Source organism: Paenibacillus sp. J22R56, from assembly GCF_056269375.1.
Genome location: NZ_JBWDNV010000005.1, coordinates 433,264 through 445,487 on the forward strand (window position 1 = coordinate 433,264; position 12,224 = coordinate 445,487).

A 12,224-nucleotide genomic window follows, 5' to 3' on the forward strand; every position below is an offset into this window, starting at 1 on the left:
AGATGTTTCCTATTCGATTACAAAAAAGAGCCTGTACCGATCCTCACAAAATCCAACAATTCCTGGAGCAAGCGCGCACCGGATTTCTTGGCCTCGCCTCGGGCAATGTGCCATACGTCGTTCCTCTTAACTACGTATGGATGGATGAAGCCGTTTATTTCCACGGCGCGTCTGAAGGCAGGAAGATCGATATGATTGCTGAAAACCCCGAAGCCTGTTTCACAGTTAGTGAAGAATACGGTACGATCTCCGATCCAACTCCCGCTCATGTCGATACGGCTTATATGAGTGCAATCATCTATGGCACTGTTATCAAAGTATCGGATTGGCATGAAGCAACTGCCGCTATGCAGGAGATGCTGAACAAATATGTTCCCGGCTATTTCGACCGTCCGCTAGCCAAGAGCCATCTGGAGAGATACGTCTCCTCCATGGGAAGCAAGACGTCTGTTTTCAAGCTGGTCTCAAGCTCCATCACAGCGAAAGAAAGCGAAGTGAATGAGGCGAAAATGTTTCATGTAGGAAGGACTATCCGCAATGATCTGAACTAAATAATAAAAAGGCGCCTCCGCAGCATGCAGAGGCGCCTAACTGTTATTTTTTCAATTCCGGAATGACGTACTGCGGCTCTCTACCGTACAACGCATCCACCAGGTTGCGGGCGGCTACCATTGCCATATCGTCCCTTGTTTTCTTTGTTGCCGAGCCTATATGAGGCAGTGTCACGACATTATCCAGCTTGAGCAGCGGATTGTCCGCGCTGACTGGTTCCTTTTCGTAAACATCCAGCCCAGCACCAAAAATTCGCTTGCTGCTAAGAGCTTCAATTAACGCCGCTTCATCAACCGTCTCACCACGTGATACGTTAATGAAGATCGCGCTCCGTTTCATGCGGTTAAATTGCTCCGCACCAATGAGATGCTTCGTCTCTGGCGTAAGCGGCGTCATCAGCACGATAAAGTCCGACTGTTCAAGCAGATCATTCAGCGGTAGGTAGTTAACGCCAAGCTGCTCCTCAACCTCCACCTTACGGCTGCGGTTATAGTAGGAAACTTCCATATCAAAGCCAAACTTCGCACGCTTCGCTATTTTCTCGCCAATCCGGCCCATCCCGATAATACCCAGCTTTGCATGATGTACATCCATGCCAAACAACTGCTCCCCGATGCCTCGCTGCCAGCCCCCGGTACGCACCAGATTATGAAGCTCGGTAACCCTTCTTGCAGCTGCCAGCATAAGCGCCAATGCAAGATCAGCTACCGTATCATCAAGAACATAAGGTGTATGAGTACCAATAATATTACGCTTCTTCATCGCTTCAAGATCATTATGGTTATATCCAACGGATATATTGCTGACCGCTCTTAACTTTGGAGCTGCGCTGAGCAGTCGCTCACTGATTGCGTTGCCGGCAGCAAGCAGCCCTTCTACATCACCGATTTTCTCGGCGAGCTGCTGGCCAGTAATCGCCTTCTCCTGATCCTGCCACATTTCGCAATCGCAATATTGATCGAGGTAATCTTTTACCTGATCGGAAACTTTCGCTGATATGTATACTTTTGGCCGCATGCCATCATCTCCCCTCGAATTCTATTTCTATTATACACATGTCCCAAGGCGAATGGTTGCCTTTAAGTCAGAAGCCCACTACAATAAAGTAGGCTGCATATGACTTAGACTCGTGCAGAATCAAACTACAGCGTAAGGTGGGACTAGCAAGGGTGGAACCGTTTAACGAGAAAGTTGTCTATGAGAACCCTTTGTTATCCTTGCGGGTCTGGCAGCCGATTCGAAAGGATGACGACCTGACTAACTGGCATTATCACCGGCAGCTTGAGCTGCTATATATTATGAAGGGCAAGCTTGAAGTTGATGTGGAAGAAGAAAGTTATCATCTTGAAGCAGGCGACGTTATTATAATCGGAGCCTCTCAGCTGCATCGCGACCGAAGCGCCGGGCATCTGGATTACATCGTTTTGCAATTTGAGCTCGAGCCATTTTTTGATCAGAGCACAATTGCCTATATGAGATATTTCTCCGAGACGGAGAATCCGCTCAGCCAGGCTAATTATATTTTCCAAGAGAACAGCGCTGTGAAGAAGCAGATTGGTGACTTCATCCGTCAGCTGCATCATGAGGCAGAACGCAAAGAAACCGGTTATGAGCTTGCCGTTAGCGTCTTGATCAAGCAGATTCTGCTTGCACTGCTGCGCAACGATCATCGAAAGGCACTTGCGGAACAGGATGACTTCGACCGTGTCCGTCTCAAGCCTGTACTCGACTATGTGGAGAATCGGCTGACTGACCGCATTCAAGTTGAGGAAGTATGCAAAATCGCCAATATGAGCTACTACTACTTCGTGAAGTTTTTCAAGAAGACGATTGGCATGTCCTTCACTGAATTCGTTAATTACCGGAAAATCAAATGGGCAGAGCGCATACTGCTGACAAAGGATCTCAGTATTACCGAGGTTGGCGAACGAATCGGAATGCCAAATATGGCCCATTTCTATAAAATGTTCAAAAAATATAATGACTGCTCGCCAAAGCAGTTCCAGCGTAAAATGCTCGATTGGAACCGGCAATAGAACAAACAAAAAACTCGTCCCCCTTATCCCTTGGGTGTGACGAGTTTTTTCGACATTACAAGTTTATAACCAACACCACGAATCGATTCGATCTGAACCGTCTGGCCTAATTCAAGCTTTTTACGAAGCGAGCTGACATGAACGTCTACCGTACGTTGTCCCCCGATGTAATCAAAGCCCCAAACAACATTCATCAAGTCATCGCGTGTAATAACCATTCCCGGACGCTGCACCAAGTATAGCAGTACTTCGAATTCCTTCGGACGAAGCGGAACAGTCTCACCATTCAGAATCACTTCGTATTTCTCTGGATAAATCGACAAATCTCCAGCTGTGATGACCTTCTCCGATGTTTCGATTGGCACCACATCATCCGACTGAGTCCGGCGTAGTACCGCTGATACACGTGCGAGCAGCTCGGCCACACCAAACGGCTTCGTAATATAGTCATCAGCGCCATGCTTCAGCCCTTGAACGACTTCTTCCTCTGCATTACGTGCCGTCAATATAATAATTGGCGTCTTCACGCCGTTCTGACGGAGACGTGTTAATATTTCAAATCCATTTAAGCCTGGAAGCATGATGTCTAAAATAATCAAATCGAAGGTGCGTTGTAAAGCTGTCTGCAGCCCCGTTGCCCCATGATCAATAACAGTCGTTGCATAACCTTCTTGCGTCAGATTATACGACAAAAGCCGAGCTAATGTCGGTTCATCTTCAATAACCAATACTTTATGCGACATGATAACCTCCAGCCTGTCCAGCCTAGACACAATTTTTCTACCTTATTTTATCACGATTTCATGAAGAATGGGTAAATTTTTAAGTTAGGCAGATTATTGCTGAAGAACTGGCAGCTCGATAATGAAGGTCGAACCAAGGCCAACCTCACTCGTTACCGATATTGTTCCTTTATGCAGCTCAACCAAATGCTTCACAATAGACAAGCCTAAGCCGGTGCCGCCTGAACTGCGTGACCTTGCTTTATCCACCCGGTAGAATCGTTCAAAAATACGCGGTAAATCTTTTTTCGGAATGCCAATACCCGTGTCGCTGATCTTAATTCGGATATGATCCTCATCGATGCTCGCAATATGAACCGAGACTTTGCCACCCTCTGGTGTATAGTTTATACCATTTGCTACAACATTCATCATAATTTGTCGTAAACGGTCCTCGTCTGCTTCGACATAAAGTCCTGGCTCGATCTGCAGATCCAGAATGATCGATTTCCGAGCTGCCTCTGTCTCCAGCATCGTGATTGTCTTCATCATGAAGGAATCCAGCTCCACTGGCGAGAAATACATCGGCACCCGTTTGGATTCAATCTTGGAAAGGGCCAGAATATCGCCAATAAGTCGGTTCAAACGGTCACTCTCATCAAATATAATCTGCAGGAAGGAACGCGCTGTCTCTTCATCGTTTACAGCTCCACTAAGCAGTGTCTCGGCAAAACCTTTGACAGCCGCAATTGGTGTTTTCAGCTCATGCGAGACATTTGCGACAAACTCACTGCGCATTCTCTCGAGTCTACGGATCGCAGTGACGTCCTGAAGAACAAGCAGCAGACCGCTGAATTCATTATTTTCTCCATGGATCGGAACGAGGTTAAGCTCTAGCAGGCGTTCTTCCGGGAAGTAGAACGTAATCTCTTCACGAATATGCTCGCGGCTACTAAGCGCCTCTTGAATTAACTGAGACAGCTCATATTGCTGCTTCGCCTCCGCATAATTGCGGCCAACCAGCTCACGTGCCGAAAAACCTAAAATTTCTTCCGCACGGCGGCTCATAAGCAGAATACGTCCGCTAGGATCAATCATCATAACTCCATTGATCATGTTATCGAGGACGCTTTCCAGCTGGCTTTCATTTTGCCGGATTCGGGTCATTTGAACTTCGAGGCTCTCCGCCATGGCGTTAATCGCATGACCAAGCTCGCCCACCTCATCCTGCTTCTCAATCTTCACCCTTGCTTTATAATCAAGCTGCTTGATTCGCTGCGCCACCTTCGTAATTTGCTCCAGCGGGCGGGTCAAGCTTAAGGCAATACGGTAGCTGACAATTGCAGCAAGGATAAACAGAATAAAGAGCCCAATAATAAGCACCGTCCACAGCTTATAGATGCTCTGATCCACTTCCTTCAAGCTCATCGCAAGACGGATGACATTCGAGTTCGGATCGGATGCATTCGTCGGTATCGCTACATACAATAAATCTTCCTTCAGAGTAGCACTGGACCGAACAGCTCGTCCTACCCCTTTTTTGTGCGCCTCCTGCACCTCAATCCGGTTGCTGTGATTGTCCATTGTATCCGGAGCATGGTCTGAATCACCGAGCACCGTGCCATCACCGGCAATAAAGGTTACCCTCGAACCTGTAAAGTCTCGAAGGCTTTCTGCTTCTTTCGTAAAGTACGGAAATAACGAAGCTTTATCCCCCTGCTTCCATTCCGTCTTGGCCAATATGATATGCATCTCACGAACCATATTATCTTCCAGCGCGTTAATATGATTATCTTTAAACGTCTTCGCCATGAAGAGACCTGCAGCTGTAACGGACAGCGCAAGTATAATGATCATTGTAAAAGTAAGCCTATTGCGAAAGCTGTTCATGGCCAAATCGTTCATCTCCCCTTGCCTATCTTAGTCACTCGTTTTATCGTACATGCGCATGCGACGCATCGCTAGTCTTGTTTTTGTTAAGTTTTTGTAAAACAAAATGATGCACTGTCGCAAGTGGCTGCTGTACAAGGATCGACAGGACGACCGGTACAGCCGCCAGAGGGCTGAAGTAGCCAAGTGCAAGCACGATACCAAGCGAAATGTTGCGCATTCCCGTTGCATAAGAGACAGTGACTTGGACATCCTTGCGGCTGTGTCTCGCTGTTCCGAAGTACCCGATTGCATAGCAGGCACCTACCAGTACAATAACAAGAGGAACAAGCTTCACCATATCCCTTTTCAATTGATCGACATATGGTGCAATTGCTGAGGCATTCAGGGCAACCACGGCTACGAAACAGAGCTTGGAGATTGGCGCCGCCACTGGCTTGACCCGGTCTTGAATACGTCCTTTGCTTAACTCATACAGAACAACTCCACATATGGTCGGAAGTACAACAATGACGAACAAGTCGAACATAATCGGCCCAATCGCAATATCAACGGAAGTATTAAAGAAGAGATGAATGCCAAACGGTACAACAAATGGACTTAACGCAGAATCGAGTACAACCATTGCCAACATAAGCGGCACGCTGCCACCCGACATCCCTACCCACAATACAGTCGATACCCCAAGCGGAATGATCGTAAACAAAACAAGTCCAACAACATAAGGGGAAGCTGCGCCGAAGATAAGGCTGCCTATCCCATAAGCAATTAATGGCGAGATCAAATGCGCCAGAACTAGTGTCCATAACAGCACGCCAGGCTTTCGTACCGCTTCGCCCAATTGACGAATGCCGCAGCCAATCGCCATCGTCAATGTAACGTAGGCAAACAAATAGGGAACAGCGTCAACCATCGACTGAAGCTGATCAGCAAAAAGAAAACCCAGGACAAGAGATCCCGGGATAATTAGAAACATCCACCGCTCGAAATTTTGGTTGAATTTCAATCCAAATTCTCTCGTAAGCCATCCCTCATTTACTAATTATGGTCAATTACCCCCTATCATATCTTATTTATGGAGTAAGCGCATCGTCAGGATGGCAGAAATCTGCCGGTAATGTAATATGAATAGTTGTCCCTTGGCCTTCGCGGCTGTTTATTTCCAACGTACCCCCATGAGAATGAATGATTTGTTGAGTAGCCATCATGCCAAGCCCTGTCCCTGTTTCTTTGGTTGTATAAAAAGGAGAGCCGATTTTAGAAATGAGTTCTTGAGGAATCCCATATCCGGTATCCATAACTTGTATCTGAATAACGTCCGCGTTTGGCCTAGAGGCGATAATATCAATTTGCCCGCCATCTGGCATTGCTTCGATCGCATTTTTGATAAGATTAATAAACACCTGCTTCAATTGTGCCCGGACGCAACGTACGGAAGGCAGGTCCTCCAGATGATAAGTTCTAATTTCTACATTGTGCATTAAAGCTTGTGAGCCCATAAGCACTATAACATTCTGTATGATTTGGCTGATCTGCTCCCTTTTAAACTCCTGAGCCTGCGGCTTGGCTAAATACAGCAATTCACTCGTTATCTGTTCAATTCGTCTCAGCTCATCCTTCATGATCTCAAAGTAATGCTTGCTGACTCCGGATACGGCCTGCTCTATAAGATGGACAAACCCTTTCAGGGAGGTAAGCGGGTTCCTTATTTCATGAGCGATAGATGCCGCAAGCTGGCCAACTGCGCTCAGCTTCTCCGCTTGCAGCAGCAACACTTTATTTTGATTGGACTGTGTTATATTTTGGGCAACTCCAAATACCCCCACGGCTTCATCGTTTACGATAATCGGCATGTTGGTTACCTTAACATCGATAATTGCTCCGTTCTTGTGGTACGCCTTCGTTTCATAATGCTGCGTAACGCCTTTGGCAGCTTGTAGAAAATGGCTCTTTGTCTTATCCAGCTCCTCCGCTGGTATAAGTGGAGTATACGACATGGTTAAGAACTCATCCGCACCATAACCTAAGAGATGCTCCATGGCCGGGTTAACGCTTAAATAATTCCCTTCCAGATCAAAAGCAAAAACAGCATCAGGGTTATATTTATAAAGGGATTCATAGTGCTGCTCCTTCAGTAAAGACAAACCTTTCTTTTGTGTAATGTCTATTAAGTAAATCGATAGCCCGCTGGCAGAGGGAAAGACTTTTACTTCTAACCAAATGGCAATAGGAGGACAATACGCTTCAAATTCAATCCGAGTTTGTTCCTGCATCGCTTTATAATAATGTTCATAGAAAATGGAAAAAGCCTCTTTCGAAAATTCATCCCATATACATTTGCCTATAACTTCTTCAGGCCTGCGCGAGAATAATCTTGAAGCCTCTTCATTCATATATGTAAATTCCCAGGAGTCATTAAGTGCAAAGACGGCATCCGTGATTCGATCGAGAATCTCATTCTGTTCATAATAATGGACCATATATCTCCCTCATTTCGCGAAGTAACCATAAAGAAAGCCTAAATAAGAGCTGCATTCACAGCTTTTACTTAGGCTTATGCCCAGCGATCTCTCTGGTTCATTGCCGCCAACTTATTGACCTGGATGTAAGATGAATACAATCACACTTTTATCCAGATGAAAATCCCAGTCGACAAACAGATCAATTACCTTTGCATTCAGAAACTCCTGGAAACGGCCATTATTATGCAGATGACTCTTTTCAAGATTACGTTTAGCGAGCCTTAAGCTTTCTTCATGACCAATTCGAATCAGCTCTTTCTCAATGCTAATCAGAATTCCAAGCCGAATAACGAGCAGGGTTCTTTCATTAATCAAACAAGAATACAATTCGCCCGGCCATTTCTCAACCTGTTGACTGATTGTATTAACCTCTAATTCAAGCTGCTCTTTCCCTGTATACTCGGATTCCAGGCGGGACTGTCCATATTCTTCGGGAGCTTCAATTCCTACCATAACCCCCGACTGATTATGAAGTCCCCAATCATAATAAAATTCCTGAATATTCATACCTGCAAGCACGAGCAGATAAGCTTTGATTTCAGGGATTAATGACTTCATTAATAAGTCCCTAGTCGACTGAATGGTGTAGATTTGACCTTGATCAAGAAGAATCTTCTCTGTTGGTGATAAGAAGTTTCTTAAATAAAGGACTACAAACGGGCGATTAATGCTGACAAAAATCGATTGAGGACCTTTCCCAAACGACTCTCTTAACAATCGGCCAACATAGCTCGCTATTTCGGATTGAGCAGCCTGTTTATCCAAGATCATTCATCCTTAGGTTCAGGCAAAAGCTTTATTTCTTTCGCCCCAAATTTATTGTAATTATTTAGTTGGAATAAAACAATCGAAACTTATTATGCACGGATGGGAAATTTATATCCATTTCCTATTTACTTGGATTTAGAATAAACACGGTGACGCTTTTATCCAGATGAAAATCCCAGTCGATAAAAATATCCGATATTTGCGATTGAAATATTTTCTGAAATTGATTGTTATTAAATTGATGGCTTCTCTCTAGATTGCGTTCCGCCAGCTTCAAGCTTTCTTCAAACCCTAGCCGGATTAATTCCTTGCCAAGGCTAATCAATATCCCCGTTCTGACAACCAGAAGTGTCCTTTCATTAATCAGATAGGAGCGAATTTCTTCCGGTTTCTTTTGAATTTGCTGACTGATCTTCTCCATTTCAACGTGCAGTTCCTCTTTCCCGGCATACCACTCTTGTGGACTATAAAGTAAGGAATGCCGGTCTGATTCCATTCCAACAAGGATGCCAGAATAGTTATCGAATCCCCAGTCATAGTAAAATTCCCGAATGTTCATTTGCGCATCATGCAGCAAATAGGCTTTTATCTCCGGTATTAACGACTTCATCACCAAGTCTCTTGTATGTCGAACGGAATCGACCTGATCTTGCTGAAGAAGGATCTTCTCTGTTGGCGATAAGAAGTTCCTAAGATAAATCACAATAAACGGGCGGCTGATATTCACATAAATCGATTGCGGTCCTTTTCCAAAAGATTCACGCAGTAATCTTCCAATATGACTCGCAATGTCGTTTTGAGTTTGTTTTTCATTCTTGTCCAAAAATCCCATCCTCAGTAGCTGCAATTATTTAATAATTAAGTAGAAAATAGAAATAAAAATAGCCTAAATAAAAGTTGTTGTGAACAACTCTTATTTAGGCTTATGTCCAGCTCCATCTCTGGTTCATTAATGCCGAATTAGTCGTTAGTCAGAAGCATCTTAGTATAAGGCAAAAGCTTTATTTCCTTCACCCTTTCATCATTCTAATAATTTTTATACATTTAAACAAGAATTAATTTACAGGACCTTTATCCTACTGCTGACCGTTTACGATCTGTGCTGCCTCACCCATGATCTGATCCCTACTCTAACGAACCGTGGTATAGCCCGTATATGGTAGGATATAGTAAAATAAGCAAATGGAAAGATACGTAATGGAGAGGAGCTTCGGATCGAATGGAAAGTCATTTTTTCGCTTATATGTACCGTTTGAAATATATTGAACGCTGGAGCTTGATGCGCAACACGACCAAGGAGACCGTAGCGGAGCATTCCTTCCATGTTTCGCTGCTCGCCCACATGCTGTGCGAGATTGGCAACAGCTTCTTTGGCCGCAGCTACAACGCTGATCGTGCGGTTACGATAGCTTTATTTCACGATGCTACGGAAGTATTCACCGGTGATATCCCAACTCCCGTTAAGCATCATAATCCGAAAATGCTAGCGAGCTTCCGTGAGATTGAAGCAATGGCCGCAGAGCGAATGCTTGGCATGGTGCCTGAGCAGCTTCAGTCTGCCTACGCCCCCCTGCTCGGAAAACCAGACGGGACGCTTTCCAAAGAGGAGCAGCAGCTCCATAAGATTGTGAAAGCCGCTGACCTGCTGGATGCTTATTTAAAATGCTTAACCGAGGTGTCCACCGGCAACCGCGAATTTCTCGTCGCCAAAGGACAGATCCAAGCTTCCCTCGAAGATCTTGGCCTGCCGGAAACTGATTGGTTCCTTGCTAATATGGCGCCAAGTCTTGGGATGACGCTGGATGAGTTGTCGTAAGTGGACGATTTTCCGGGATTATTCGGGATCAAAGATTAAGTGGACATCATAGTTATTTGTAAAAACAAAGGATCGGTTAACTCATTTGAGTTGCCGGTCCTTTACCTCTTTTGCAGGATAACGGTTTGATTTACCGAATACCATTTTTGTATGGATATATCATCCAATTGGAAACGCCATTTAAGGAGGCATTATCTTGTCGAACAAATTGATAGGCGCGGCAGCCGTTATTGTAAATGAGGAAGGCAAAGTACTGCTCGTTAAGCACAGCTATGGCAGAAACAACTGGGATTTACCCGGCGGAAAATCGGAGTCTAATGAATCTGCTGAAGGAACCGCAGCGAGAGAAGTGCTGGAGGAAATTGCCGTACAAGTTGATATTGGAGCATTAACCGGCGTTTACTACGATTCAGAGTATGACATGCATCATTTTGTATTTCTCGCAACGATTAGAGATAGTCAGCAGCCAAAGCCAAGCTCAGATGAAATATTAGAACTCGGCTACTATGCCCTCAATGATCTGCCAAGACCGATGAAAGACTTCACCTATAATCGCATTCTAGATGCACTAAATCCTCAACGGGAGTCACTCTTTCATACAACGATATCACGGCAATGGTTGGAATAACAGATAACACATAAAGCCCCCGAATAAAGGGGTCGACTCAAGGGGTTTACTCGAGCGGATTCCAACCTTACCTCGTTGATTCAAAGGAATCCCTGAGCAAAAGCGATAGGAAGAACATTAAAATGCGTAGGTTGCTATTGAACCCGAACACGAAAAGGGTGCCCATCGTCATCTACATGACTTATGGGACACCCCTCTCTTCGGTGCTATTTATAACAATTAACCGTTTCGAATCGATTGTTTGATTAGTTCGACTTCTTGTTCGGTCAGCGGACTGCCAGCAGCACTGGCGTTTGACTCCACTTGACGGATATTTTTAAACCCAGGAATAACACATGCATTAGGGGATTGTGCCAACGCATATTGAATAGCCGCTCGTACTAAATCCTGTGTTTCGTGGCCAAAGTGCTCCTTCAACGGCTGAAGCTGTCTCCGAATTTCGAGCAAGCGCTCTTTGGAATACGATTGATTCGTCGAGCGAATATCTCCCTCACCAAATTGAGGAGGATTCTCCGGATCGAATTTATCCAGCAGCAATCCTTGCGCAAGCGGGCCAAACAGTACCACACCTAAATTTTCTTGTTCTGCCCATTGGAACAGCTGTGTTCCCGGCTTATCGAATTCATTGCCGAAGGCATTATAATGGAACTGCAGAACATCCGGCCGTGTTACCGGGCATACCCGCATAAAATCTGCATAGCTGTAAGCCGACTGGCCAATCACCCGAACCTTGCCTTCTTTCTGAAGCTCGCGCATCGTATCAGCTGCTTCTTCCAGATAGAGGTCATTTGGTCCAAAATTCGTATTATGAAAATAAAAAAGATCTACGTGATCTGTACCTAAATTCGTCAGTGTCTGCTCCAATTGATGACGGATATGTACGGGCTGCATTGCATTAGGTGCTGTCCCTCTGAACCAGCCTACTTTCGAAGCAACGACCACAGAATCACGCGGAACATCCTTCAGAAATTGACCGATTACTCTCTCAGAGTGACCGTCACCATACACATCTGCCGTATCTAAGTGATTAATGCCCAGCTCATGAGCTCGGCGCAAACCTGCAAGAGACTCGTTATCATCATTACCCGACCAGCCTACTGGATCCCCATCCCGCCATGACGGACCACCTATTGCCCAGCAGCCTAAGCTGACTTCACTTACCCGCAAACCTGAACGTCCTAATACCCGGTATTCCACGAATATCACCCCTGAGATAAATTTGCAGCAATTGGTACACATAAGTTGCAGTTCATTATACCTTAGAGCTTTGGCTTAAAATAAGAAGGGAAA

12 protein-coding genes are annotated in these 12,224 nt (G+C 45.1%); 4 read left to right on the forward strand and 8 right to left on the reverse strand.

Annotation, left to right across the window (positions count from 1 at the left end; translation table 11 throughout):
* The first annotated feature begins 2 nt into the window (after positions 1 to 2).
* A complete protein-coding gene (locus AC0YNT_RS14765; protein WP_475805277.1) occupies positions 3 to 551 on the forward strand; it encodes a pyridoxamine 5'-phosphate oxidase family protein in 549 nt (182 codons plus the stop codon).
* A gap of 43 nt (positions 552 to 594) precedes the next feature.
* Here the strand turns inward: AC0YNT_RS14765 and AC0YNT_RS14770 are convergent, their stop codons facing one another.
* The gene (locus tag AC0YNT_RS14770) at positions 595 to 1,569 is read right to left on the reverse strand and encodes a 2-hydroxyacid dehydrogenase (RefSeq protein WP_475805278.1); all 975 of its coding nucleotides are present in this window, start codon (positions 1,567 to 1,569) and stop codon (positions 595 to 597) included.
* A gap of 152 nt (positions 1,570 to 1,721) precedes the next feature.
* Here AC0YNT_RS14770 and AC0YNT_RS14775 point away from each other — a divergent pair, with 152 nt between their 5' ends.
* Positions 1,722 to 2,588 (forward strand): helix-turn-helix domain-containing protein, encoded by an 867-nt coding sequence (locus AC0YNT_RS14775; protein WP_475805279.1) that lies wholly within the window; start codon positions 1,722 to 1,724, stop codon positions 2,586 to 2,588.
* Positions 2,589 to 2,611: 23 nt separating this feature from the next.
* Here the strand turns inward: AC0YNT_RS14775 and AC0YNT_RS14780 are convergent, their stop codons facing one another.
* The 6 genes from AC0YNT_RS14780 to AC0YNT_RS14805 all read right to left on the reverse strand — a co-directional run bounded on the left by AC0YNT_RS14780 (position 2,612) and on the right by AC0YNT_RS14805 (position 9,313).
* Positions 2,612 to 3,331 carry a response regulator transcription factor gene (locus AC0YNT_RS14780; RefSeq protein ID WP_167279646.1) on the reverse strand — a complete coding sequence of 240 codons (720 nt, stop codon included), beginning with the start codon at positions 3,329 to 3,331 and terminating at the stop codon, positions 2,612 to 2,614.
* A gap of 93 nt (positions 3,332 to 3,424) precedes the next feature.
* Positions 3,425 to 5,200 carry a two-component system histidine kinase PnpS gene (gene pnpS / locus AC0YNT_RS14785; RefSeq protein ID WP_475805280.1) on the reverse strand — a complete coding sequence of 592 codons (1,776 nt, stop codon included), beginning with the start codon at positions 5,198 to 5,200 and terminating at the stop codon, positions 3,425 to 3,427.
* Positions 5,201 to 5,243: 43 nt separating this feature from the next.
* Positions 5,244 to 6,206 (reverse strand): bile acid:sodium symporter family protein, encoded by a 963-nt coding sequence (locus tag AC0YNT_RS14790; protein WP_475805281.1) that lies wholly within the window; start codon positions 6,204 to 6,206, stop codon positions 5,244 to 5,246.
* 67 nt (positions 6,207 to 6,273) lie between these two features.
* Positions 6,274 to 7,680 (reverse strand): ATP-binding protein, encoded by a 1,407-nt coding sequence (locus AC0YNT_RS14795; protein WP_475805282.1) that lies wholly within the window; start codon positions 7,678 to 7,680, stop codon positions 6,274 to 6,276.
* Positions 7,681 to 7,791: 111 nt separating this feature from the next.
* A complete protein-coding gene (locus AC0YNT_RS14800) occupies positions 7,792 to 8,487 on the reverse strand; it encodes a Na-translocating system protein MpsC family protein (protein ID WP_475805283.1) in 696 nt (231 codons plus the stop codon).
* 124 nt (positions 8,488 to 8,611) lie between these two features.
* Positions 8,612 to 9,313 (reverse strand): Na-translocating system protein MpsC family protein, encoded by a 702-nt coding sequence (locus tag AC0YNT_RS14805; protein WP_475805284.1) that lies wholly within the window; start codon positions 9,311 to 9,313, stop codon positions 8,612 to 8,614.
* 396 nt (positions 9,314 to 9,709) lie between these two features.
* On the opposite strand from AC0YNT_RS14805, the gene yfbR reads away from it, so the two are divergent.
* Together yfbR and AC0YNT_RS14815 are read left to right on the forward strand one after the other, a co-directional pair.
* Positions 9,710 to 10,306, forward strand: a complete 597-nt coding sequence (yfbR, locus tag AC0YNT_RS14810) for a 5'-deoxynucleotidase (protein ID WP_475805285.1) — start codon at positions 9,710 to 9,712, stop codon at positions 10,304 to 10,306.
* A 196-nt stretch (positions 10,307 to 10,502) separates the two neighbouring features.
* Entirely contained in the window at positions 10,503 to 10,934 is a 432-nt protein-coding gene (locus AC0YNT_RS14815; RefSeq protein WP_475805286.1) for an NUDIX hydrolase, read from the forward strand.
* A 219-nt stretch (positions 10,935 to 11,153) separates the two neighbouring features.
* Here the strand turns inward: AC0YNT_RS14815 and AC0YNT_RS14820 are convergent, their stop codons facing one another.
* Positions 11,154 to 12,131 (reverse strand): aldo/keto reductase, encoded by a 978-nt coding sequence (locus AC0YNT_RS14820; RefSeq protein WP_475805287.1) that lies wholly within the window; start codon positions 12,129 to 12,131, stop codon positions 11,154 to 11,156.
* Positions 12,132 to 12,224 lie beyond the last annotated feature (93 nt).